This is a genomic window from Phycicoccus jejuensis, from assembly GCF_044797865.1.
Lineage (GTDB): Bacteria > Actinomycetota > Actinomycetes > Actinomycetales > Dermatophilaceae > Phycicoccus > Phycicoccus jejuensis.
In genome coordinates, this window is the sequence record NZ_CP085209.1 from 1,578,730 (window position 1) to 1,601,433 (window position 22,704).

The 22,704-nt window shown below is 75.0% G+C and carries 22 protein-coding genes; 8 read left to right on the top strand and 14 right to left on the bottom strand.

What is annotated here, in order from left to right; genetic code table 11:
* Nucleotides 1–52: 52 nt before the first annotated feature.
* From LG324_RS07435 to LG324_RS07450, 4 genes are all read left to right on the top strand, one after another.
* Nucleotides 53–1,270 carry an amidohydrolase gene (locus tag LG324_RS07435; RefSeq protein ID WP_404352765.1) on the top strand — a complete coding sequence of 406 codons (1,218 nt, stop codon included), beginning with the start codon at nucleotides 53–55 and terminating at the stop codon, nucleotides 1,268–1,270.
* Nucleotides 1,267–1,674 carry a cytidine deaminase gene (locus tag LG324_RS07440; RefSeq protein ID WP_404352766.1) on the top strand — a complete coding sequence of 136 codons (408 nt, stop codon included), beginning with the start codon at nucleotides 1,267–1,269 and terminating at the stop codon, nucleotides 1,672–1,674. The genes LG324_RS07435 and LG324_RS07440 overlap by 4 nt, the downstream gene beginning before the upstream one ends.
* A gap of 103 nt (nucleotides 1,675–1,777) precedes the next feature.
* Nucleotides 1,778–3,067 carry a thymidine phosphorylase gene (locus LG324_RS07445; protein ID WP_404352767.1) on the top strand — a complete coding sequence of 430 codons (1,290 nt, stop codon included), beginning with the start codon at nucleotides 1,778–1,780 and terminating at the stop codon, nucleotides 3,065–3,067.
* Nucleotides 3,067–4,158: an adenosine deaminase gene (locus tag LG324_RS07450; protein ID WP_404352768.1), complete on the top strand. Its 1,092-nt coding sequence runs from the start codon at nucleotides 3,067–3,069 to the stop codon at nucleotides 4,156–4,158. Before LG324_RS07445 ends, LG324_RS07450 begins: the two co-directional genes overlap by 1 nt.
* A 27-nt stretch (nucleotides 4,159–4,185) precedes the next feature.
* Here LG324_RS07450 and LG324_RS07455 read toward each other — a convergent pair whose 3' ends face one another.
* On the bottom strand, nucleotides 4,186–5,019 hold the full coding sequence (locus LG324_RS07455; protein ID WP_404352769.1) for an RDD family protein: 834 nt from the start codon (nucleotides 5,017–5,019) through the stop codon (nucleotides 4,186–4,188).
* A 52-nt stretch (nucleotides 5,020–5,071) separates the two neighbouring features.
* Between LG324_RS07455 and LG324_RS07460 the strand changes: the two genes are divergently transcribed.
* Nucleotides 5,072–6,067 carry a stage II sporulation protein M gene (locus tag LG324_RS07460; RefSeq protein ID WP_404352770.1) on the top strand — a complete coding sequence of 332 codons (996 nt, stop codon included), beginning with the start codon at nucleotides 5,072–5,074 and terminating at the stop codon, nucleotides 6,065–6,067.
* A gap of 116 nt (nucleotides 6,068–6,183) precedes the next feature.
* Complete coding sequence (locus LG324_RS07465; protein WP_404352771.1) at nucleotides 6,184–6,786, top strand: DUF2231 domain-containing protein; 603 nt, start codon at nucleotides 6,184–6,186, stop codon at nucleotides 6,784–6,786.
* A 101-nt stretch (nucleotides 6,787–6,887) separates the two neighbouring features.
* On the opposite strand, the gene LG324_RS07470 is transcribed toward LG324_RS07465, so the two are convergent.
* The 7 genes from LG324_RS07470 to LG324_RS07500 form a co-directional block, all read right to left on the bottom strand.
* A complete protein-coding gene (locus tag LG324_RS07470) occupies nucleotides 6,888–8,336 on the bottom strand; it encodes an HNH endonuclease (protein ID WP_404352772.1) in 1,449 nt (482 codons plus the stop codon).
* A gap of 137 nt (nucleotides 8,337–8,473) precedes the next feature.
* Nucleotides 8,474–9,766, bottom strand: coding sequence for a DUF58 domain-containing protein (locus LG324_RS07475; protein ID WP_404352773.1), 1,293 nt, complete (start codon nucleotides 9,764–9,766; stop codon nucleotides 8,474–8,476).
* Nucleotides 9,766–10,749, bottom strand: a complete 984-nt coding sequence (locus LG324_RS07480) for a MoxR family ATPase (protein ID WP_030527721.1) — start codon at nucleotides 10,747–10,749, stop codon at nucleotides 9,766–9,768. The genes LG324_RS07475 and LG324_RS07480 overlap by 1 nt, the downstream gene beginning before the upstream one ends.
* Nucleotides 10,746–11,936, bottom strand: a complete 1,191-nt coding sequence (locus LG324_RS07485; RefSeq protein ID WP_404352774.1) for a DUF4350 domain-containing protein — start codon at nucleotides 11,934–11,936, stop codon at nucleotides 10,746–10,748. Before LG324_RS07485 ends, LG324_RS07480 begins: the two co-directional genes overlap by 4 nt.
* On the bottom strand, nucleotides 11,933–12,616 hold the full coding sequence (locus tag LG324_RS07490) for a DUF4129 domain-containing protein (RefSeq protein ID WP_404352775.1): 684 nt from the start codon (nucleotides 12,614–12,616) through the stop codon (nucleotides 11,933–11,935). Before LG324_RS07490 ends, LG324_RS07485 begins: the two co-directional genes overlap by 4 nt.
* Nucleotides 12,595–13,653, bottom strand: coding sequence for a hypothetical protein (locus LG324_RS07495; RefSeq protein WP_404352776.1), 1,059 nt, complete (start codon nucleotides 13,651–13,653; stop codon nucleotides 12,595–12,597). Before LG324_RS07495 ends, LG324_RS07490 begins: the two co-directional genes overlap by 22 nt.
* Before the next feature lie 188 nt (nucleotides 13,654–13,841).
* Entirely contained in the window at nucleotides 13,842–14,471 is a 630-nt protein-coding gene (locus tag LG324_RS07500; RefSeq protein ID WP_404352777.1) for a uridine kinase, read from the bottom strand.
* A gap of 242 nt (nucleotides 14,472–14,713) precedes the next feature.
* Here LG324_RS07500 and LG324_RS07505 point away from each other — a divergent pair, with 242 nt between their 5' ends.
* Nucleotides 14,714–15,100 carry a hypothetical protein gene (locus LG324_RS07505; protein ID WP_404352778.1) on the top strand — a complete coding sequence of 129 codons (387 nt, stop codon included), beginning with the start codon at nucleotides 14,714–14,716 and terminating at the stop codon, nucleotides 15,098–15,100.
* 22 nt (nucleotides 15,101–15,122) lie between these two features.
* Here the strand turns inward: LG324_RS07505 and LG324_RS07510 are convergent, their stop codons facing one another.
* The 6 genes from LG324_RS07510 to LG324_RS07535 form a co-directional block, all read right to left on the bottom strand.
* Complete coding sequence (locus LG324_RS07510) at nucleotides 15,123–15,698, bottom strand: GNAT family N-acetyltransferase (RefSeq protein ID WP_404352779.1); 576 nt, start codon at nucleotides 15,696–15,698, stop codon at nucleotides 15,123–15,125.
* 178 nt (nucleotides 15,699–15,876) lie between these two features.
* The gene (locus tag LG324_RS07515) at nucleotides 15,877–16,785 is read right to left on the bottom strand and encodes an aldehyde dehydrogenase family protein (RefSeq protein WP_404352781.1); all 909 of its coding nucleotides are present in this window, start codon (nucleotides 16,783–16,785) and stop codon (nucleotides 15,877–15,879) included.
* Nucleotides 16,782–18,230, bottom strand: a complete 1,449-nt coding sequence (locus tag LG324_RS07520; protein ID WP_404352782.1) for an aldehyde dehydrogenase family protein — start codon at nucleotides 18,228–18,230, stop codon at nucleotides 16,782–16,784. Before LG324_RS07520 ends, LG324_RS07515 begins: the two co-directional genes overlap by 4 nt.
* A 34-nt stretch (nucleotides 18,231–18,264) precedes the next feature.
* A complete protein-coding gene (deoC, locus tag LG324_RS07525) occupies nucleotides 18,265–19,314 on the bottom strand; it encodes a deoxyribose-phosphate aldolase (protein WP_404352784.1) in 1,050 nt (349 codons plus the stop codon).
* Nucleotides 19,315–19,616: 302 nt separating this feature from the next.
* Entirely contained in the window at nucleotides 19,617–21,290 is a 1,674-nt protein-coding gene (locus LG324_RS07530; RefSeq protein WP_404352785.1) for a phospho-sugar mutase, read from the bottom strand.
* A gap of 11 nt (nucleotides 21,291–21,301) precedes the next feature.
* A complete protein-coding gene (locus LG324_RS07535; RefSeq protein ID WP_404352786.1) occupies nucleotides 21,302–22,141 on the bottom strand; it encodes a purine-nucleoside phosphorylase in 840 nt (279 codons plus the stop codon).
* A gap of 148 nt (nucleotides 22,142–22,289) precedes the next feature.
* Between LG324_RS07535 and LG324_RS07540 the strand changes: the two genes are divergently transcribed.
* Complete coding sequence (locus LG324_RS07540) at nucleotides 22,290–22,703, top strand: MarR family winged helix-turn-helix transcriptional regulator (RefSeq protein ID WP_030527712.1); 414 nt, start codon at nucleotides 22,290–22,292, stop codon at nucleotides 22,701–22,703.
* Nucleotide 22,704: the final 1 nt, after the last annotated feature.

Below are 22,704 nucleotides of genomic sequence, written 5' to 3' on the forward strand. Positions count from 1 at the left end.
CGGCGGGTTCGGTCCGGGCGGCGAGGTCCGCGGCGGTACAGTCGGTCCTCTGATGAACGACGATGCCCTCCTCGCCGCCCTCGGCGAACGCATCACCTCGCTTGCACCCGAGCTCATCGAGATCCGGCGCGACCTCCACGCCCACCCCGAGCTGTCCCGCGAGGAGACGCGCACGACCCAGTCCGTGGCGCGGCGGCTCGACTCCGCCGGCGTCGCCGTCCGGCTGCTCCCCGGCACCGGCGTCCTCGCCGACCTCGGCGCGGCCGAGCCCGTGCACCGCATCGCGCTGCGCGCCGACATGGACGCCCTGCCCGTCCGCGAACGCTCCGGCCTCGAGTTCGGCTCGCGCACCGAGGGCGTGTGCCACGCCTGCGGCCACGACGTGCACACCGCCGCCCTCGTCGGTGCGGTGCTCGCCCTGCACGAGGTCGAGGACGCGCTCGCCGACCGCGGGATCGCCGTCCGCGCCGTCTTCCAGGCCGCCGAGGAGGTCATGCCCGGCGGCGCGCTCGACGCCATCACGGCCGGCGCCCTCGAGGGGGTCGACTCCGTCTTCGCCGTCCACTGCGACCCGAGCATCGACGTCGGCCAGGTCGGGCTGCGCGAGGGGGCGCTCACCGCTGCCGCGGACCAGGTGCACATCACGCTGCACGGGCGGGGCGGGCACACCTCGCGGCCGCAGCTGACCGAGGACCTCGTCTTCGCGCTCGCCAAGGTCATCACCGACGTGCCGGCCGTCCTCGGCCGCCGCCTCGACCCGCGCACCGGCGCGGCCCTCGTGTGGGGCAGCGTGCAGGCCGGCCGGGTCGCCAACGTCATCCCGTCCTCGGGCGAGTGCCGCGGCACCCTGCGGATGCTCGACGCCGAGTCGTGGCACACCGTCGGTCCGCTGCTCGAGGAGATCGTCCACGGCGTCGTCCAGCCGTACGGCGTCAAGGCGCAGGTCGAGCGGGTCAAGGGCGTGCCACCGGTCGTCAACACGGCCGACGGCATCTCGGCCCTGCGCCGCGGTGCGCTCGCCGGCCGGCTGACGCCGGTGCCCACCGCGCAGTCGCTCGGCGGCGAGGACTTCGCCTGGTACCTCGACCACGCGGCCGGCGCGATGGCCCGCCTGGGCACCCGCACGCCGGGTGGTCCCACCTACGACCTGCACCAGGGCGACCTCGTCGTCGACGAGCGGGCGATCGCCCTCGGCGCGCGGCTGCTCGCGACCGCCGCGGTCGTCCGCGGCCTCGACGCCCGGCGCCAGGCCCCGAAGGAGGAGTCGTGACCGCTGCCGAGGTCGACTGGGAGGCCCTGCGCGTCGAGGCCGTCCGGATGACGACCCTCGCGTACTGCCCCTACAGCGAGTTCCCCGTCGGGGTCGCCGGGTGGGTCGACGACGGCCGGATGGTGTCCGGCTGCAACGTCGAGAACGCCGGCTACGGCGTCACGCTCTGCGCCGAGTGCGGCATGGTGTCGACGCTGCACGCGACCGGTGGTGGCAAGCTGACGGCCGTCTGGTGCGTCGACGGCCGCGGCGACACCCTCATGCCGTGCGGCCGGTGCCGACAGCTGTTGTGGGAGAACGGAACTGCGGACACCCTGCTGCAGACGCCGGAGGGCGTCCTGACGATGCGCGAGGTGCTGCCGCAGGCCTTCGGCCCCGACGACCTCGCCACCCGGCGCCCCTGACCGTCGACCGTCCGCGGGACGGCAGATCTCGACGACGTGGTGGTCCCGCGGTGGTGGTCCGGGGGCGTTCTGGAGTGCCGCGCGCGCCTGCCATGATGGGCGGATGACCGAAGCCTTCGACGCCGTCGACGTCATCGTCCACAAGCGCGACCGCCGCGAGCTCTCCGACGACGAGATCCGCTGGGTCGTCGACGCGTACACCCGCGGGGTCGTCGCCGAGGAGCAGATGAGCTCGCTCGCGATGGCCATCCTCCTCAACGGGATGACCCGCCGCGAGATCTCCACCTGGACCACCGCGATGATCGCCAGCGGTGAGCGGATGGACTTCTCGTCCCTCTCGCGCCCGACCGCCGACAAGCACTCCACCGGCGGCGTCGGCGACAAGATCACGCTCCCGCTCGCGCCGCTCGTCGCCGTCTTCGACGTCGCGGTGCCGCAGCTGTCCGGGCGCGGCCTCGGCCACACCGGCGGCACGCTCGACAAGCTCGAGTCGGTCGCCGGCTGGCAGGCGGGCCTGACGAACGAGGCGATGATGCGTCAGCTCGACGACATCGGCGCCGTCATCTGCGCCGCCGGCTCCGGCCTGGCGCCCGCCGACAAGAAGCTCTACGCGCTGCGTGACGTCACCGGCACGGTCGAGGCCATCCCGCTCATCGCGTCGTCGATCATGAGCAAGAAGATCGCCGAGGGCACGGGCGCGCTCGTCCTCGACGTCAAGGTCGGCTCGGGGGCGTTCATGAAGACCCGCGAGAACGCGACCGAGCTCGCCCGCACGATGGTCGACCTCGGCACCGACGCGGGCGTCACGACGGTCGCGCTGCTCACCGACATGTCGACCCCGCTCGGCCTCACCGCCGGCAACGCGCTCGAGGTCCGTGAGTCGGTCGAGGTGCTCGCCGGTGGCGGGCCCGAGGACGTCGTCGAGCTGACCGTCCGCCTGGCCGAGGAGATGCTCGAGGCCGCCGGTCGCGGCGGCCAGGACGTCCGCGCGGCGCTGTCCGACGGGCGCGCGATGGACGTCTGGCGCCGGATGATCGCCGCCCAGGGTGGTGATCCCGACGCCGCGCTCCCGACCGCCGCGCACACCCACGAGGTGAAGGCCACCGCGTCGGGCACGCTGACCCGCCTCGACGCCTACGCCGTCGGTGTCGCGGCCTGGCGCCTCGGCGCCGGCCGTGCGCGCAAGGAAGACCCGGTGCAGGCGGGCGCCGGCGTCGAGATCCACGCCAAGCCCGGCGACACCGTCCGCGAGGGCGACGTGCTGCTCACGCTGCACACCGACACCCCGGAGCGGTTCGCCCGCGCCGAGGAGGCGCTCGAGGGCGGCATCGACGTCGTCGACGGCGGCACCGCGCAGACCCTCGACTCCGTCGTCATCGACCGGATCGCCTGATGACCACCGCCGCCCCGACCGCGGAGGTCGTCCGCCGCGCCCCGAAGGCCCTCCTGCACGACCACCTCGACGGCGGCCTGCGCCCCTCGACCGTGGTCGAGCTCGCCGCGGCCTCCGGCTACGACGGGCTGCCGACGACCGACCCCGAGGAGCTCGGCCGCTGGTTCCGCGACGCCGCCGACTCGGGCTCGCTCGAGCGCTACCTCGAGACGTTCTCGCACACCGTCGCCGTCATGCAGACGCGCGAGCAGCTGACCCGCGTCGCCCGCGAGTGCGCGCTCGACCTCGCCGCCGACGGTGTCGTCTACGCCGAGTCGCGCTTCGCGCCCGAGCTGCACATCGAGGGCGGGCTCTCGCTCGAGGGGGTCGTCCAGGCGGTGCTCGCCGGCTTCCGCGAGGGCGAGGCGGAGGCCGCGGCCGCCGGCACCCCCATCCGGATGGTCGCGCTGCTGACGGCGATGCGGCACGCCGCGCGCTCCCGCGAGATCGCCGAGCTGGCCGTCGCCCACCGCGACCACGGCGTCGGCGGGTTCGACATCGCCGGGGCCGAGGCCGGGTTCCCTCCCACCCGGCACCTCGACGCGTTCGAGTACCTGCGCCGCGAGAACGCGCACTTCACGATCCACGCGGGCGAGGCCTTCGGGCTGCCGTCGATCTGGGAGGCGATCCAGTGGTGCGGCGCCGACCGGCTCGGGCACGGCGTGCGCATCGTTGACGACGTCGAGGTCCTCGACGGAGGCGCGGTCTCGCTCGGCCGGCTCGCCGCGTACGTCCGCGACCGGCGCATCCCGCTCGAGATGTGCCCGTCCTCGAACCTGCAGACGGGGGCGGCGGAGTCGATCGCCGCGCACCCGATCACTCTGCTCAAGGGTCTGCGCTTCCGGGTGACGGTGAACACCGACAACCGGCTGATGAGCGGCACGTCGATGTCGCGCGAGATGCAGCTGCTCGTCGACGAGGCCGGGTGGACCCTCGAGGACCTGCGCTGGGTGACCATCAACGCCCTTAAGTCCTCGTTCCTGCCGTTCGACGAGCGGCTCGAGCTGATCGAGCACGTCGTCAAGCCGGGGTACGCCGCCCTCGGTGCCTGACGCCCCTCCACTGGCAAGAAGTCGGGGTCAGGCGAGCGGGTCGGCGCCGACGACGCGCCGGCGCAGGGCGTCCTCGCGGGCGAGGCGCTCGGTGTCGCGCCGGCGGCGCTCGGCGATGACGGCGGAGAGCACGTACTCGGGGTGGAAGCCGGCCGGCGGGGCGGGCGCGACGAAGCGCAGCACGTCGGTGAGCAGCTCGCGGGCCATCGGCTCGCGCGAGGCCGGGGTCAGGCTGCCCGAGCGGGCGAGGAACTGGCGCACGGCGACCGTCAGCCCGGCCGGGAGCGCCGCGACGTCAGCGGCGCCGGCCCAGGCGGCGAGCGGCGGCGGCATCTCGGGCGGCGGCAGCAGGCGCATCCGGCTGCGCTGGGTGACGACGTAGGTGCCGGCGGCGTAGTCGCCGAGCCGCTTGCTGCGGGCGCTGACCACCGACGACACGAGCGCGGGGACGCCGAGGAACGGCGGGGTCCACAGCTCGACGACCCCGACGAGCGCGCGGGTCAGGGCGTGGCGGACGGTGATGGGCCCGCCGTCGTCGCGCACGGTGCGCAGGCCCAGCGCCAGCTTGCCGAGCGTGCGTCCGCGGGTGAGGGTCTCTATCGCCGTCGGGAAGCCGACGAGCACGGCGACGGTGGCGACGAGCCCGAGGGCGGTGGCGACCGCGGTGCTCGCGTTGGCGACGAGCCAGCCGACGCCGAAGCCGATCGCGATGAGCAGCACGACCGTCACGACGACGTCGATGAGCCCGCTGGCGGCCCGGACGAGGGTGCCGGCGACGGGCAGCTCGACGGCGACGCCCTCGCCCGTCACGACGTCCTCGCTCGCGTACGCGCGGTAGCCCGTCTGCTCGCTGCTGCTCACGGGCACAGGCTAACCGGGTGGGCCGACGCGCGCGGTCGCCTAGGCTGAGCCCGTGGACCTCGACGCCTACGTGGCCGCCCACCAGGCGCAGTGGAACCGGCTCGAGACGCTCGTGGGGCAGCGTCGGCACACCGGCGCCGAGGCCGACGAGCTGCTCGACCTCTACCAGCGCGTCTCGACACACCTCTCGGTCGTCCGCTCGGCGAGCCCGGACCCCTCGCTCGTCGCCCACCTCTCCTCCCTCGTCGCGCGGGCGCGGTTCGCGACGTCGAGCCGCCGCGGGACCTGGTGGCGCACGCCGATCACGTTCTTCACGACGACGTTCCCCGCCGCGCTCTACCGGCTGCGGTGGTGGTGGGTGACGACCGCGCTCGTCAACGTCGGGATCGCCTTCCTCGTCGGGTGGTACGCCTATCGCCACCCGCAGGTGTGGACCCGGACGATGACGCCCGAGGAGGTCTCGCAGTTCGTCGACACCGACTTCGAGAACTACTACAGCGAGTACGCCCACCTGGACTTCACCGGGCTCGTCTGGACGAACAACGCCTGGGTGTCGGCGCTGGTCATCGCGCTCGGCGTCCTCGGGCTCCCGGTCATCTACATCCTCGCGAACAACGTGCTCAACGTCGGCATCTCCGGGGCGCTCATGGCCTACAACGACCGCACCGCGCTGTTCTTCGGGCTGATCCTCCCGCACGGGCTGCTCGAGCTGACGGCCGTCTTCGTCGCCGGCGCCGTCGGGCTGCGGATCTTCTGGTCGTGGGTCAGTCCCGGCGGGCTGCCCCGAGGGCGGTCACTGGCGCGGGAGGCGCGCACCGGGACGGGTGTCGCGCTCGGGCTCGTCGCCGTGCTGTTCGTCAGTGGCGTCATCGAGGGGTTCGTCACGCCGTCGGGACTGCCGACGTGGGCACGCATCGCCATCGGCCTGCTCGCCGAGACGGCGTTCGTCCTCTACGTGTTCGTGGTCGGACGCGCCGCTGCCGCGCGGGGTGCCTCGGGCGACGTCGCCTCGCGCGACCTCGGCGACTCGGTGCGCGTCGCCGCCTGACGCGCGATGCAGCGCCCGCTGCCGCCCGCGGCGCGGGGCGTTGACGGGGGATGCGGTTGTGGGGAGCATCGAGCGGGTAGGCGACCCACGCGTCGTCACCGTCGAGAGGGGACCCCATGAGCTCGGTCGAGAAGCTGCCGCCGCAGGTGTCGGCGATGCTGCGCCTGGAGGAGGCCGAGAGCCTGGACCGCGCGGTGGCCGCGGTCGCGCCGGTCGTCGGGGCGGCCTTCGCCACCGGCCGGCGCGGGCGGCTGCTGCGGGGTGAGTGGCTCGGCCACGCGCTGCACCCCCTGCTCACCGACGTCGTGATCGGCACGTGGACGTCGGCCTCCGTGCTCGACGCCGTCGGTGGGGACGACACCCGTGGGGCGGCGCGCACCCTCGTCGGGGTCGGTCTTGTCTCGGTCGGCCCGACGGCATGGACCGGCTGGGCCGAGTGGTCTGGCTCCGGGCCGCGCGAGCAGCGGGTCGGGCTGGTGCACGCGGTGACCAACGGCGCCGCGATCGGGCTGTACGGCGCCTCCTACCTCTCCCGGCGGCGCGGGCGGCACACGCAGGGAGCGCTGCTCGCGGTCGCCGGGGCGGCGGCCATGGGGGCCGCGGCCTACCTCGGCGGGCACCTGTCGACCGCGCGCGACGTCGGCACGAGGCACCCTGCTTTCTCGGCCACCGACGGCGCAGGAGCGACAGGCGGGAGCCCCGACCCCACCGGTCACTGACCGCCCACGCCTGGGCATCGTGGGGCACTGGCTCCCGCGGTTGACGGGACCGCAGGGTCGGCAACCCGACCGGGGTCGCTCCTCCGGCGACGGTCGGCTCGTCAGGCGGCGGGGCTGGCGCGGTGGTCGGGTGGGTGGCGGAGGGTGGCGAGGTGTCGGTCGTAGGAGCCGGGGGTGAGGTCCCAGGCGACGTGGTGGCCGTGGTCGTCTGGGTGTGCTCGGACGGTGGCCCAGAGGCGGCGGTGGTGGACGTGGGTGTGGTGGCGGGGGCAGAGGAGGGCGGCGTTGGTGGTGTCGGTGGGGCCGCCGTCGGCCCAGTGGTGGACGTGGTGGGCGCGGGTCCAGGCGGCGGGGGCGGTGCAGCCGGGGTAGGTGCAGCCGCGGTCGCGCAGGAGGAGGTGGCGGCGTTGTCCGCGGGTGTAGAGGCGCAGGATGCGGGTGAGGGTGAGGGGTTCGCCGCGGGCGCCGAGCAGGTGGATCAGGAGGCCGGCGTCGCAGCCGAGGCGGCGGACGGTCTCGGGGGGCAGGAGGGTGCCGTCGGCGGTGGTGGCCAGCACGGTCCCGGCGCCGCGCGCGGTCGACGGCCCTTTGACAGGCGCCGTCGCGGAGGAGCGGACGCCGCCGGTCAGGTTGGCCATCAGCTCGTCGGGGTTTGGGGTCGTCCCGCTCGTGAGGTCGGTCAGGGGGATGGTGAGGTGGAGGGTGGTGTCGGGGCCGCGGTCGGTGTCGTGGGTGCCGGTGTGCAGGGTGGTGGCGGTGGCACACACGGCGGTCAGGGCTTCGACGCGGCGTTGGCCGGCGGGGCGCAGGTCGGGCTCCCCGGTGGCCTCGTTGGGGGCGGGGGCGGACAGGGGTCCGATGGCGGCTTCGAGGGTGGCGGCCTGTTCGGGGGTCATCCACAGCTGGTACTCGGTCAGGTCCGCGGGCTCGATGTGGGGCATGGACAGGCGGGCGGCGGTGGCCAGGCGGGTGTGGAGGTCCTGCAGGGCGTCGTCGTGGCCGTGCTCGGCCAGCAGCCGGGGTCGCAGGCGGCGCATCACGGCGGGTCCGTGCTCGGCGGCCAGGGCGACCAGCCCGGCGGTCGCGGTCGGCAGGGCAGCGGGCTCCAGCAGGGGTGCCAGGCGGGTGGCCTCGCGCAGCACGGCGCACCCGGTGTGCGCCTCGACCTGCGCGTCGTGGACGGCGGTCCAGACGACGCCGAGGGCGGTGTTCGGGTCGGGGTCGTGGCGCTGGGTGGGGGTGTCGCCGGCGGCGACGTCGACGACGATCCGGGCCACGGCCGCGGCGCCGGACTGCCGCAGGGAGGGGGCGTGCTGCCGGATCCAGGCGTGGGTGGCGGACCCGGCGACCTCCCCGCGCCGCACGGCCTCCAGCGCGACCACGACGCGCGCCGCGGAGGCGCGGGCGGCGACCTCGTCGAGGAGCTCCATCAGCTCACCCAACCCGTCCCCGCACGCTCCGGTCAGGACCTCGTCGAGCCCGGTCAGGGCGTCCCGGGCAGCCTCGAGCCGGGAGCGGCGCTCCTCGAGTTCGGCTGTCCCCGTTGACATGTGACCATCCTGTCACCGGACACCGACAGGACATCAGGTCAGGACGGGCACCTGTGGACGACGGCTGCCGTCCTACCTCACTGTGGAAAACCGCTCTGCGACAGGCGTGGACACGGACGGGTGGACGGACCGGTTCCTCAGAGCAGCCCCTCGCGCTTGAGCGCGAGGTAGTGGTCGGCGAGGCGCACCGGCAGGTCCTCCGGCGTCGCGTCGAGGACGTCGACCCCGAGCCGGCCGAGGGCATCCGAGGCCTGCCGCCGCAACGACACCGTGCGCTCGGCGGCGACCGCGCCCCACACCTCCTCGGACCCGTCGCGCGCAACGCGCATCGCGTCGAGGGCGGGGTCCGCCACGGACGCGACGACGACCCGGTGGTGCGCGACGAGCGCCGGCAGCACGGGGATGAGCCCCTCCTCGATCGCCGCCGCCTCGAGCGGCGTCAGGAGGACGACGAGCGAGCGGTGCGTCGAGCGCGTCACCTCGGCGGCGAGGACGCCCCAGTCGGTCTCGACGACCTCGGGGTCGATCGGGGTCATCGCGGAGATGACGTCGTGCAGCAGGCCGGCACGGTCCGCGCCGCTGACCCGGGTCCGGATGCGACGGTCGCCGGCGACGACCTGCACCCGGTCGCGCGCGTGCCCCGCGAGCGCGGTGAGCAGGAGGGCGGCATCCATCGCGGCGTCCAGGCGTGGCGCCTCACCGACCCGGCCGGCGCTCGTGCGGCCGGTGTCGACGACGATGACGATGCGCCGGTGCTGCTCGGGCTGCCAGGTGCGCACGACGAGGTGCTGGCGGCGCGCGGTGGCCCGCCAGTCGATGGAGCGGACGTCGTCGCCGTCGACGTACTCGCGCAGGCTGTCGAACTCGGTGCCCTGCCCCCGGGTGCGCACGGCCGCCCGCCCGTCGAGCTCGCGCAGCACGGCGAGCCGGCTCGGCAGGTGCTTGCGCGACGGGAACGCGTGCAGCGCGCGCAGCCGGGCGGGGGCATCGACCGACCGCTGCCGTCCCGCGAGGCCCAGCGGCCCGAGGAGCCGCACCGTCACGCGGTCGGCCCGCCGGTCACCGCGCCGCGTCGGCGTCAGCCGCGTCGAGACGCGCCGCACCTCGCCGGACGGCACGTCGAGCGGATGACGGGACGGGGACGAGCCGGCCGAGGGCGGCCACCCGTCACGGAGCAACCCGCGCGCCCGCCGTCGTCCGGTGTTCTCGACGAGCACCCCGGTGGTCGTCGACTCGCCGAGCCGGACCTGGAGGGCGGGGTCCTCGCGGGTCAGCCGCAGGGCGCTCGGGGTGGCCGCGAGGGCGAGGTCGAGGCCGACGAGCACGAGCCACACGAGCGTCCACAGCGCGACCGTCGACCCCTCGGGCCGCAGCCCGACGGGGACGAGGCCGAGGAGGAGCAGCGCGGCGGCGCGCGTCGTCAGGGCCATCAGCGCGGCACGGGCACCGACGCGAGGACGCCGTGCAGGACCGACGTCACCGACGTGCCCTCGAGCTCGGCCTCGGGGCGCAGCATGAGGCGGTGCGCGAGCGTCGCGACCGCGAGGGCCTTGACGTCGTCGGGGGTGACGTAGCCACGACCGCTCAGCCACGCCCAGGCCCGGCTCGTCGCGAGCAGGGCCGTCGCGCCACGCGGCGAGACACCCAGCGCCAGCGAGGGGGAGGTGCGGGTGGCCCGTGCGATGTCGACGACGTAGCCGAGCACCTCGTCCGACACCTCGACCTCGCGGACGGCGGCCGCCCCGGCCTCGACGTCGGCGGCCGTGGCGACCGGGCGAAGGCCGGCGCCGGCGAGGTCGCGCGGGTCGAAGCCCGACGCGTGCCGGCGCAGGACCGACACCTCGTCGTCGCGCTCCGGCACGGGCAGGACGACCTTGAGGAGGAAGCGGTCGAGCTGGGCCTCGGGCAGCGGGTAGGTGCCCTCGTACTCGACGGGGTTCTGGGTGGCGGCGACGAGGAAGGGGGAGGGCAGCGGGTGCGGCGTGCCGTCGACCGTGACCTGCCGCTCCTCCATCGCCTCGAGCAGGGCCGACTGCGTCTTGGGCGGCGTCCGGTTGATCTCGTCGGCGAGCATGAGGTTCGTGAAGACCGGGCCGGGACGGAACTCGAAGTCGCTCGCGCGGCTGTCGTAGACGAGCGAGCCGGTGAGGTCGCCCGGCATGAGGTCCGGCGTGAACTGGACGCGCTTGGTCCCGACGTCGAGCGACGCGGCGAGGCTGCGCACGAGCAGCGTCTTCGCGACGCCGGGGACGCCCTCGAGGAGGATGTGCCCGCGGCAGAGCAGCGCGACGAGCATCCCGGCGACGGCGGCGTCCTGCCCGACGACGGCCTTGGCGACCTCCTCGCGGACCCGGACGAGGGCCGCGCGCGCGTCGGCGGCCTGCGGGGCGGGCGTGCTGGGGGTGTCTGTCATGACGTGCGGACCTTCTCCTCGAGATGGGCGAGCTGCTGGGCGAGGGCGACGAGGCCGACCTCGTCGAGCGGGGCGGGGGAGCGCAGGAGCGCGTCGACCTCGGTGGCCGGCATCCCGGCGGCCGCGGCGACGGCGGGCACGAGCTCGTCCGCCGGGGTGCGGGCGGACAGCCCGAGGCGGACGGCGAGCCGGGCACCCGTGGCCTGGCGGAGCACCCGGGCGGCGCGCACCCGGTCGCCCGAGGCGCGGTAGAGCTCGGCGCGGCTCTCGGTCGTCTCGGCGGCGCGCACGACGACGGGCAGCGGCTCGGGCACGAGGCGGCCGAGCCGGCGTCCACGGGCCACGGCGAAGGCGACGAACGCCAGGCCGGCGAGGAGCAGGCCCGGGCCGACCCACTCCGGCCACACCGACGAGTCGTCGGTCGACGGGTTGGCCGTCGCGTCCTCGGCGCCCGGGTGGTACCAGACGAGGCGCGGGGACGCGCCGAGCAGCCGGAGCATCAGCCCGGCGTCGTCGTCCTCGGTGACGAAGCGGTTCGTGGCGGCGTCGGGGAAGCCGACGACGGTGACCGGCGCGTGCGTGTCGGTGGCGGGGACGTCGACCGCCGCGTACGCCGTGGGGCCGTCGCCGTCATCCGGCGTGGGCCAGCACCCGACGACCCCGGGCGGCAGCTCGCGGCCGTCGACCGGGACGAGCGCCCACGCGGTCCGGCTCACGCGGTCCTCGCGCCCGACCCACGGGAGCGTGCACTGCGGGTCGGTCGCCGGGCCGTCGGCCGGGCGCGCCGTGACCCCGAGCCCGAGCGCGTCGAGGACGCCCGGTGCGGTGTCGAGGAGGACGACGCGGTCGGCGGCCCGGGTGCCCTCGAGCAGCCGGCGGGCCGCGGTGTCGGTCAGGAGGTCGGAGTTGCCGACCACGACGGTGCTGCCGTCGTCGGTGGCCTCGACGGCCTCCTGCGACGAGGTGACGACCTCGACGTCGATGCCCTGGTCGCGCAGCACCTCGACGAGGGCCCGGGTCCCGCCCTGCCCGGTGCCGTCGGGGTGCAGCCGGTCCTCGGGCGGGGGGCCGCCGGCCGCGTCGGCCAGGAGGGCGCCGCCGACCACGACGGCGATCACCCAGAGGACGACGTCGCGGGTGCGCCGGCCGACGCGGCCGGCATCGACGCCGGCCGGGGCGACGCTCATCGCACCGGCTCCGGGGCGGGAGCCGCTGCGGGCGGGTCGGTCGGGACCGTCGGACGCTCCGGGCGGGCGGCGGCCAGGCGCGCGTCGAGATCGAGCACGCCGCGGGCCTGCTCGGCGGTGGCGCGGCGGTCGCCGTACCGGACGGCGTCGAAGGCGTCGGCGGCGTCGGCGAGGGTCGCGTGCTCGCCGGGGAAGGGCACGCCGAGCAGCTGCGCGACCTCGTGCGCCGTCCGGCCGGGCGCGTCGTCGAGCAGCACCCGCTCGACCCCGGCTCGCGCGATCGCCCGCACGCCGTCGAGGACCGCTGCGTCGAGGTCGCCGCGCTCGAGGGCCGCCCGGGCGGACGCCCGCAGCGTCGCCGCCGGGACGTCGGGGACGTCGAGGGCGCGCGAGGACCCGCCGCCGGCGCTGCGCCCGACGTCGCGCCGCAGCACCCGCCAGAGGACGAGGGCCAGCACCGCGACGACGAGCCCGACGGCGATGGGCACGGCGACGCCCGGCAGGCCGCCCTCGGGGCGGGCGTCGAGCAGCCGGTCGAGGAGCTCGTTGAGGCGCTCGAGGATGCTCGGCTGCGCGTGGTACCGGGAGGCGGTCAGCTCCTCCTCGAGCCAGCGGCGCGCCTGCTCGTTGCTCGGGTCGAGCGGGGCGTCGGCGGGGGTCACGGCGAGGTGGAGGGCCACGGCGGGGCGGCGGCACCCTGGGCGCTCTGGATGAGCTGGATGTCGAGCCCCTCCAGGCGCATCCGCCCGTCGACGTACAGCAGCGCGTCGACCCCGGCGCTGAACGGTGTCGTCAGCGCCCCGGTCAGCAGGGCCGTCAGCCCGCTCACGAGGGTCTGCGCCACGAGCAGCGTGCCGCCGTCGGAGGAGCCCGAGCCGATGGTCGTCGCCGCGACGACGCCGAGCAGGAGGAGGGAGATGGGGAAGGTGATGACGGTGGAGGCGACGCCGGTGATGACGGCGGTGAGCAGGCGGATGCCGAAGACGCGCCAGAACGGGCCCTTCGACGGACCGCCGACGAGTCCCCACGAGCGCCGGAGCGAGGCCATGACCCCGATCCGCTCGAGGACGACCGCCGGTGCGGCGTAGGCCCATCGGGTCGCGAGCAGCGCGAGCAGGGCGACGGTCAGGAGCCCGACGAGCAGGACGATGCCGATCGCCGCGAGGATGCCCCCGGTGCCGCTCGGGTCGAGCGCGACGACGAGCGCCACGGCCCCCGCGACGCCGACGACGAGGACGACGAGGAGCAGGATGCCCGTGAGGAGGACGACCCCGACCAGCGGCAGGACGCGCCCGCGCGTGGAGCGCCAGATCTCGCCCATCCCGACCTTGCGGCCGAGGACGGCCTGGCCGACGACCTGGGCGAGGAACCCGGCGAGCAGGACCGCGGAGAGCAGCTGGCCGATGGTCGGCAGGTACTGGCCGACGAGCGAGATCCCGGCGTTGTCCGGGACCGTGTCGGTGGCCGCGAAGGAGCCGAGGGGGTCGCTGGACGCCTGGCCGGCGAGGAACGCGCCGAGAGCGGTCGTCGGCAGGAGCAGCGCGAAGCACGTGAGGGCGGCGAGTCCGATCGTCGCGGCGGGGTTGCCGCGCACGGCCTTGAGCACGCCGCCGTAGACGTCGCCGAGGCCGAGCGGGCGCAGCGGCACGATGCCCGGCCGCACGTCGACCGTGCGGTAGGCCGGCGGCTGCCATCCCGGCGGGGGAGCGGACCCCACGGGCGGCGGGGGGTGGGCCGCGCCGGGAGGCGGGGGGTGGGCCGCGCCGGGAGTCGGCGGGACGGCCGGTTGCGTCCATCCGCCCGGGGGCGGCGGGGCCGTCGGGTCGGGTCGTTCGGGCCCGGACCCGGGCGCCACCCAGGGCTGGTCGGTCATCCTCGGACCCCCTCGACGCTCACGGCGCCACCCTAGCCGAGGAGGGTGCGCTCCACGGCGGCTGCGCGAGAGCCCACGGCCCCGAGTGCGGTCTGCCGCTGGACGATCCCCGGCTCCTCCCGCATCAGCCGCCAGCCGCGTCGCACGAGGACGGTGGGCGGCTTGCGGCGCTCGCCGAGGTCGCGCAGCAGGCGGCGGACGAACGTGACCGACGGTCGGTGGTGGACGCACCACGCGCTGTGGAGCATCCCCTCGTCCTCGAGGCGTGCGACGACCTCGGCGGCGAAGATGCCCTCGGCGAGGACGAGGTCGGTCGGGCCGGCGGTCACCTCGTGCGACCCGGTGGCCCGGCTCGTCGAGATGTCGTAGACCGGCAGCAGCGTGCGCCCGGTGTCGACGAGCTCGCGCAGGGCGGCGACGGCGCGGTCGGCGTCCCAGCTGTCGGGGTGGTCCCAGTCGACGATGCCGAGGGTGGGATGGCGCGGCGCGGCGGGGTCGTCGCCGTCGCGGTAGAAGTCGTCGAGGCGGAAGACCGGCCAGCCGCGGCGGGCGTGGAGCCGCTCGGCGAGACGGGACTTGCCGGCTCCACTGGGGCCGGCGAGGACGACGACGCGGCGCCGGTCGGTCGTCGTGTCCCGCGCGTCCGTGTCCTGCTCACCCACGGGCCACCATCCTACGGCGCGCGGGGGAGGGCCCGACGCCGCCGTCGGGCGGGACCGCCTGCGCCGGATCGCAGCCGGGCGGTACCGTCGGTCCCGACGCAGGGGAAGGGAACGACATGGGTCGAGGGACGCGGGTCTTCGGGCTGGTGGCGGTGCTGCTCCTCGCGGGGTGCACGGGCACGGACTCGTCGCCCTCGCCGTCCTCGAGCGCGTCGGCTCCGGGCAGAGGTGCGCCCACGTCGGTGTCAGCGACGCCCGCGTCGCCGACGCCCGTCGTCACCGGGTCGCTGGACTCCGACGGTCCGGACGCGGCGACGGCCCGGCGCATCCTCACGGACTACCTCGCCGCGTGGCGCGACAAAGGGCCGGTGCTCGCCAGCACGACCTTCCTCACGCCCGACGAGCAGGCCACGACGTCCGACGACTCGCCGAAGCTCACGAAGGGGACGCTGGTCTCGGTCGAGGACCCCGAGCGCACGCCCGACGGCCGCCGCTACCTCGTGACCCTCGACCTCGCGTTCGACGGTGACCCCGGCGCCTGGTCCAAGGGCCGCAACGAGCGCTTCGTCACCTTCGTCCCGCGCGCCGAGGCGAACTCCTGGGAGATGACCTTCGCCACCGGTCGCTGACCGGGGGGCGGTGCTGCTCGGGTCAGCCGCGGGGTCGAGCCGGCGTGGCCTCGCGGTCGCGGCGCAGGAGGCCGAGGACCCACGTGTCCGACACCTCGCCGTCGACGACGCAGTCCTCGCGCAGCGTGCCCTCGTGGACGAAGCCGAGCTTCTCGAGGACGCGCCGGGAGGCCGGGTTGCGCGTGTCGGCCTCGCCCTGGACGCGGTTGAGGTCGAGGGTCGCGAAGGCCCAGCCGAGCAGCGCGCTCCCGGCCTCGGTGGCCAGGCCCTGCCCCCAGGCGTCCTGTCGCAGGACGTAGGTGATGACGGCGCTGCGGTACCCCGCGTCGTACTGCGTCAGAGCGCACCAGCCGACGAAGGAGCCGTCGGAGCGACGCTCGACGACGAGCCGTGCGCCGGAGCCGTTCTCGGCGACCCGCTCGCACGCCCGGACGAACGCCGGCGCCCGCTCGCGGTCCCGCCACGGCGGGGCGTCCCAGTACCGCAGCACGACGGGGTCGCTCATCAGGGTGAAGAGCGCGTCGGCATCCTCCGGGCGGAAGGGACGCAGCCGCAGCCTGGCGGTCTCCAGGGTCGGGGTCGGCAGCGGTGTCGGCATCCCGGCAGGCTAGGAGCGGTCGACGCGTCGGGGCGACCGGGTTTCCGGCGCGGAGCAGCGAGGGACGCATCTGACGCTCCGAGACCCCGGAACGTCCACGAGACCCCGGAACGGATCCGGGGTCTCGTGGACATTTCGGGGTGACCCCGAAAAGGTGGGGCGGGGGAGGAGACGAGGGTCAGCGGCCCTTCGGGTGCCAGACCGTCTTCGTCTCGAGGAACGCCGTGAGGCGCGAGAGGTCGGGCACCGCGTCGAAGTCGGGCTCGACCGCCTCGGGGCCGGAGCCGCCGGGGCGCAGCACCCGCTTGAGGTTCTCGGCGGCGGCGAGCTCGAGGTCGCCCCACTCCACGCCGGCCGCGTCCGCCGAGCCGGTGAGGTCGATGGCGTTGACGTCGCGGTGCGAGGCGAGCCACGGCGCGACCTCGGCGGTCCGCCCGGTGACGACGTTGACGACACCGCCCGGCACGTCGGACGTCGCGAGGCACTCGGCGAGGTCGATGGCCGGCAGCGGCCGGTCCTCGGAGGCGAGGACGACGCAGGTGTTGCCGGACACGACGACCGGCGCCACGACCGACACGAGGCCGAGCAGCGACGACGCCTGGGGCGCGAGCACCGCGACGACCCCGGTGGGCTCCGGCGCGGAGATGTCGAAGTACGGCCCGGCGACCGGGTTGAGCCCGCCGAGGACCTGCGCGTACTTGTCGGCCCAGCCGGCGTACCAGACCCACCGGTCGATCGCGGCGGAGACGACGGCCTCGGCGCGCGCGGGCGTCAGGCCCTCGCAGTCGCGGACGTCCTGGACGAGCTGCGCGCGGCGGCCCTCCATCACCTCGGCGACGCGGTAGAGCACCTGGCCGCGGTTGTACGCGGTGGCGCCGGCCCATCCGGGCTGCGCCTTGCGGGCGGCGACGACGGCGTCGCGGGCGTCCTTGCGCGAGCCCATCGCCGCGTTGGCGAGGAAGCGCGGGGTGGCGCGACGGCCGGTCGGCGCGGCGAGCACCTCGTAGGAGCGGCCGCTCTCGGAGCGGGGGAACTTCCCGCCGATGTAGAGCTTGTACGTCTTGCGGACGTCCACGCGCGCGCTCACTGGTCACTCCCGGTCTTGACGTAGGCCTCGAGGCCGTGGCGGCCGCCCTCGCGGCCGTAGCCCGACTCCTTGTAGCCGCCGAAGGGCGAGGTCGGGTCGAACTTGTTGAACGTGTTGGCCCACACCACACCGGCGCGCAGCTGGTCGGCCATCCAGAGGATGCGGCTGCCCTTCTCGGTCCAGATGCCGGCCGAGAGGCCGTACGGCGTGTTGTTCGCCTTGGCGACCGCCTCGCCGGGGGTGCGGAAGGTCAGCACCGAGACGACCGGCCCGAAGATCTCCTCCTGGGCGATCCGGTGCGACTGCGACACGTCGGTGAACACGGTCGGGCGGAACCAGTAGCCGGTGCTCGGCAGCTCGCAGCCGGAGTCCCAGCGCTCGGGGCCCTCCTGCGACCCGGCGGCCGTCAGCTCCTCGATGCGCTGCAGCTGCGCGCGGCTGTTGATGGCGCCCACGTCGGTGTTCTTGTCCATCGGGTCGCCGATGCGCAGCGTCGTGAGGCGGCGCTTGAGGCGACGCACGACCTCGTCGGCGACGTTCTCCTGCACCAGGATCCGGCTACCCGCGCAGCAGACGTGGCCCTGGTTGAAGAAGATGCCGTTGACGATGCCCTCGACCGCCTGGTCGACCGGGGCGTCGTCGAAGATGATGTTCGCGCCCTTGCCGCCGAGCTCGAGGGTCGCCTTCTTGCGGGTGCCGGCGATGGAGCGGGCGATCATCTTGCCCACGCCCGTCGAGCCGGTGAACGCGAGCTTGTCGATGCCCGGGTGGTCGACGATGGCCTGCCCGGTGGCGCCCGCGCCCGTGACGATGTTGACGACACCGGCGGGCAGCTCGGCCTGCTGGCAGATCTCGGCGAAGAGCAGCGCGGTGAGCGGGGTGGTCTCGGCCGGCTTGAGCACGACCGTGTTGCCGCACGCGAGCGCCGGCGCGACCTTCCACGCGAGCATGAGCAGCGGGAAGTTCCACGGGATGACCTGGCCGACGACGCCGACCGGCCGGGGGTTCTCGCCGAGCGCGGCGTACGACAGCTTGTCGGCCCAGCCCGCGTGGTAGAAGAAGTGCGCGGCGACGAGGGGGATGTCGACGTCGCGGCTCTCCTTGATCGGCTTGCCGTTGTCGAGCGTCTCGAGGACGGCGAGCTCGCGGGCGCGCTCCTGGATGATCCGGGCGATCCGGTAGAGGTACTTGCCGCGGTCGGCGCCGCTCATCCGCGACCAGACACGGGTGTAGGCGCTGCGGGCCGCGCGGACGGCGGCGTCGACGTCGTCCGCGGTCGCCTCGGAGACCTCCGAGAGGACCTCCTCGGTGGCGGGGTTGAGCGTCTTGAACGGCTTGCCGCCGGTGGCCTCGACGAACTCGCCGCCGATGAACAGCCCGTGGCTGCTGGCGATGTCGACGACGGCCCGGGACTCCGGGGCCGGCGCGTACTCGAAGGTGGGCATTCGCTGCTGTCCTTGGGTCGGTCGGGGTGGCGGGTCAGTAGCCGCTGGGGGCGTCGTCGGCGACGTAGTCGGCGCCGGAGTAGGCGCCCGTCGTCATCTTCTGGCGCTGGAGGACGAGGTCGTTGAGCAGGCTCGAGGCGCCGAAGCGGAACCACTCGTTGCTCAGCCAGTCCTCGCCGGCGACCTCGTTGACGGTGACGAGGAACTTGATGGCGTCCTTGCTCGTGCGGATGCCGCCGGCCGGCTTGACGCCGACCTGCTCACCGGTGGCGTCGCGCCAGTCACGGACGGCCTCGAGCATGACGAGCGTGACCGGCAGCGTCGCGGCCGGCGAGATCTTGCCGGTCGAGGTCTTGATGAAGTCGCCGCCGGCGAGCATCGAGAGCCACGAGGCGCGGCGGACGTTGTCGTAGGTGACGAGCTCGCCGGTCTCCATGATGACCTTGAGGCGCGCGTCACCGCAGGCCTCCTTGGTCTCGGCGATCTCGCGGAAGACCGACAGGTAGTCGCCGGCGAGGAAGGCCCCGCGGTCGATGACCATGTCGATCTCGTCGGCGCCGTTCTGCACGGCGTCCCGGGTGTCGGCGAGCTTGACGGCGCGGCTCGCGCGGCCGCTCGGGAACGCGGTGGCCACGGCGGCGATGCGCACGTCGCGCTCGCCGATGACCTCCCGGGCGAAGGGGACCATGTCACCGTAGACGCAGACCGCGGCCGGGCTCGGCGTGCTGGGGTCGCTGGGGTCCGGGACGAGCGCGCGCGTCGCGAGCCCGCGGACCTTGCCCGGGGTGTCGGCGCCCTCGAGCGTCGTCAGGTCGATCATCGAGATGGCGGTGTCGATGGCCCACGCCTTGCTCGAGGTCTTGACCGAGCGGGTCGACAGCGCCGCCGCGCGGGCCTCGCAGCCGACCTGGTCGACGCCCGGCAGGCCGTGCAGCCAGCCGGTCAGGGCGGAGTTGGTCAGGCGGGAGACCCCGAGGATGTCGCGGGCTCGCGTTGTCGGGTCGACCTCGGTGCTCGTGCTCACCCCGGGAGTGTACGGGGGTCGGTGGGGCCGGGTCACCGTCGGACGGGGGCACCACCGCATGACCCGGGGCCCGCCGGGATGGCACATCTCGCCACCCGCGGGCGCTGACCTCGGACGATGCCGAGGGGCCGGCGCCTGCGCCCCCTCGATGCACCCAGCCGGGCCGGCCGGGGCATCCTCCGCGACGCGTCCGGCGGATAGCCGAGGCGTCGCCGGCACCGGCTCGAAGTGCGGCCGATGGCGCGGGAACGGGGGTGATCACCCCCGTTCCCGCGCCACGGGCCCCACCGTCGGGTGCGCCACGGACGGCCGCCGATGGAGCGCGGGGTGCTGCAGCCATCAGGGTGCTGCGGCCGCCGAGGTCAGAGGGCGGTCGCGGCCTCGAGGTCGGCGCGGACCGCCGCGAGCCGGTCGGCCGCGCGCTCGCGGGCGCCGCGCAGGTCGTCGCCGGTGACCGGCTCGACGACCTCGAGGTACACCTTGAGCTTCGGCTCGGTGCCGGAGGGCCGCACGATGATGCGCGAGTCGTCCGCCAGGTGGTAGCGCAGGCCCTCGGTCGGCGGGAGGCCGCCGTCCCCGCGCGCGAGGTCGTCGGCGCGGGCGACGTCGACACCGGCCACCGTCGTCGGCGGCTGGGCGCGCAGCCGCTCCATGATCCGGCCGATGAGCGAGAGGTCCTCGACGCGCACGGAGAACGAGTCGGTGGCGTGCACGCCGTGCGCGCGGGCGAGGTCGTCGAGGCGGTCGACGAGGGTGCGGCCCTGCTGCTTGAGCGTCGCCGCGAGCTCGGCGACGAGCAGCGCGGCCGACACGCCGTCCTTGTCGCGGACGTGGCCGGGGTCGACGCAGTAGCCGAGCGCCTCCTCGTAGCCGTAGCGCAGCCCGGGCACGCGACCGATCCACTTGAAGCCGGTCAGGGTCTCCTCGTGGCGCACGCCGGCGGCCCGGCACATCGCCGCGAGCAGGCGCGAGGAGACGATCGAGTTGGCGAACACGGCCTCGGGGGAGTCCTGGGCGACGCCCCGCTCGAGCGCGTACGAGCCGAGCAGCGCGCCGACCTCGTCGCCGCGCAGCATCCGCCAGCCACCCGGGCCGGGCACCGCGACGGCGCAGCGGTCTGCGTCGGGGTCGTTGGCCACGACGAGGTCGGGGCCGGTCTGCTCGGCGAGCTCGAGGGCGGCGTCCATCGCCCCCGGCTCCTCCGGGTTGGGGAACGAGACCGTCGGGAACATCGGGTCCGGCTCGGCCTGCGAGGGGACGGGCAGCGGCTCGGCGAAGCCCGCGGCGAGGAAGGCGCGTCGCACCGTCTCGGAGCCGACGCCGTGCAGCGCGGTGTGGACGACGGTCAGCTCGCGCGGGGCCTCGGGCGAGACGACCGTCACGACGTCGTCGAGGTAGGCCTCGAGCACGTCGTCGCCGAGCGTGTCCCAGCCGTCGTCGGCCCGCGGCACGGACGCGACCGACGCGATGCGGTCGATCTCGGCGGCGATGAGCCCGTCGACCGGCGGGACGATCTGCGAGCCGTCGCCGACGTAGACCTTGTAGCCGTTGTCCTGCGGCGGGTTGTGCGAGGCGGTGACCATCACGCCGGCGTCGGCGCCGAGGTGGCGGATCGCGTACGCCAGCACCGGGGTCGGCAGCGGCCGGGGGAGGACGACGGCGCGGCCGCCCATCCCGGTGACGACGGCGCAGGTGTCGTGGGCGAAGACGTCGGAGTTGGTGCGCGCGTCGTAGCCGACGACGACGAACGGCTCGTCGGTGACGGTGCGCAGGTACGCGGTGAGCCCGGCCGCGGCCCGGATGACGACGGCGCGGTTCATCCGGTTCGGGCCGCCGCCGAGCTTCCCGCGCAGGCCGGCGGTGCCGAACTCGAGCATCCCCGACATCGCGTCGGCGAGCTCCTCGCGGGCGGCGTCGTCGGTGCCGGCGCGGTCGGCGAGGCCCTCCAGCTCGGCGCGCGTCGCGGGGTCGGGGTCGTCGGCCGCCCAAGCGCGGGCGGCGGCGGTCAGGGCGTCGAGGTCGGTGGGGGCGCTCACGGGGGCGATCCTCAGATGCGGCCGACGACGTCGGCGAGGAGTCGTCCGCAGCGCTCGGCCGCGGCCTGTCCGGCCTCGAGGACCTCCTCGTGGCTGAGCGGGTTCGGCGAGATGCCGGCCGCGGCGTTCGTCACGAGCGAGACGCCCAGCACCTCGAGGCCGCTCTGCCGGGCGGCGATCGCCTCGAGCGAGGTGGACATCCCGACGAGGTCACCGCCGAGGACCTTGGCCATCCGCACCTCGGCCGGGGTCTCGTAGTGCGGGCCGCGGAACTGGACGTAGACGCCCTCGTCGAGGGTCGGGTCGACCTCCTGCGCGACCGCACGCAGCCGGGGGCTGTAGAGGTCGGTGAGGTCGACGAAGTTCGCGCCCTCGATGGGGGAGTGCGCGGTGAGGTTGATGTGGTCGCTGATGAGTACGGGGGTGCCGGGCGCCCACTCGGGGCGCAGGCCGCCGCAGCCGTTCGTGATGACGATGGTCGTGCAGCCGGCGGCCGCCGCGGCGCGCACGCCGTGGACGACGGCACGCACGCCGCGGCCCTCGTAGAAGTGGGTGCGGGTGCCGTAGACGAGCGCGCGCCGGCCGGTGTCGCCGATGGCCACCGAGCGCATCGAGCCGCTGTGCCCGGCGACCGCGACCTTGCCGAAGCCGGGGACGTCGGTGTTCTCGATCGTCGTCACGGTCTCGCCGACGAGGTCGCCCGCCTGGCCCCAGCCGCTGCCGAGGACGAGGGCGACGTCGTGGCGCTCGACCCCCGTGCGCTCGCGGATGACGGCGGCGGCGGCCTCGGCGACCGCGAACGGGTCGGTCGAGGGGTCGGACAGGTCGTGGGCGGCGGCGGTGTCGGTCACGGCGGCAGCCTAGCGACGCCGCGCGGACCGCCCCAGTGCCGGGCTACACCGCAGTAACGGTCGCTGGGGCAGCACGTACTGCGGTGTAGCGCGCACCGGGCGCGCGTTAGGACTTGCGGATGCAAGTTGCATGTGCAAGTCTGCGTGCATGGCCTCCCTCGCCCACGAGCTCCACGTCCTCGTCGCCCTCATGGACCGCCGCGCCGAGACCCTCCTCGCGCGCTCGGGCAGCGGCCTGACCTACCGGCGCTACCTCGTCCTGCTCCACGCCTCTCGGCTCGACCGGCCCACCCAGCGCGAGCTCGCCGACGGACTCGGCGCGAGCGAGGCCGCGACGAGCCGGATGGTCGCCGGCCTCGCGGCGGACGGCCTGCTCGATGTCGGTCGCGGCCACGGCAACCGGCGCGAGCTGGCGGTGACCGCCGAGGGCGTCACCCGCCTCGCGGCCGCCACCGAGGTGCTCGGTGACCGCTTCGACGACGCCGTCCGCGCGGTGGGCGCCGACCCGGTCGACCTCCTGCACACCGTCACCACCCTCGTCACCGCCCTCCGGAAGGACTGAC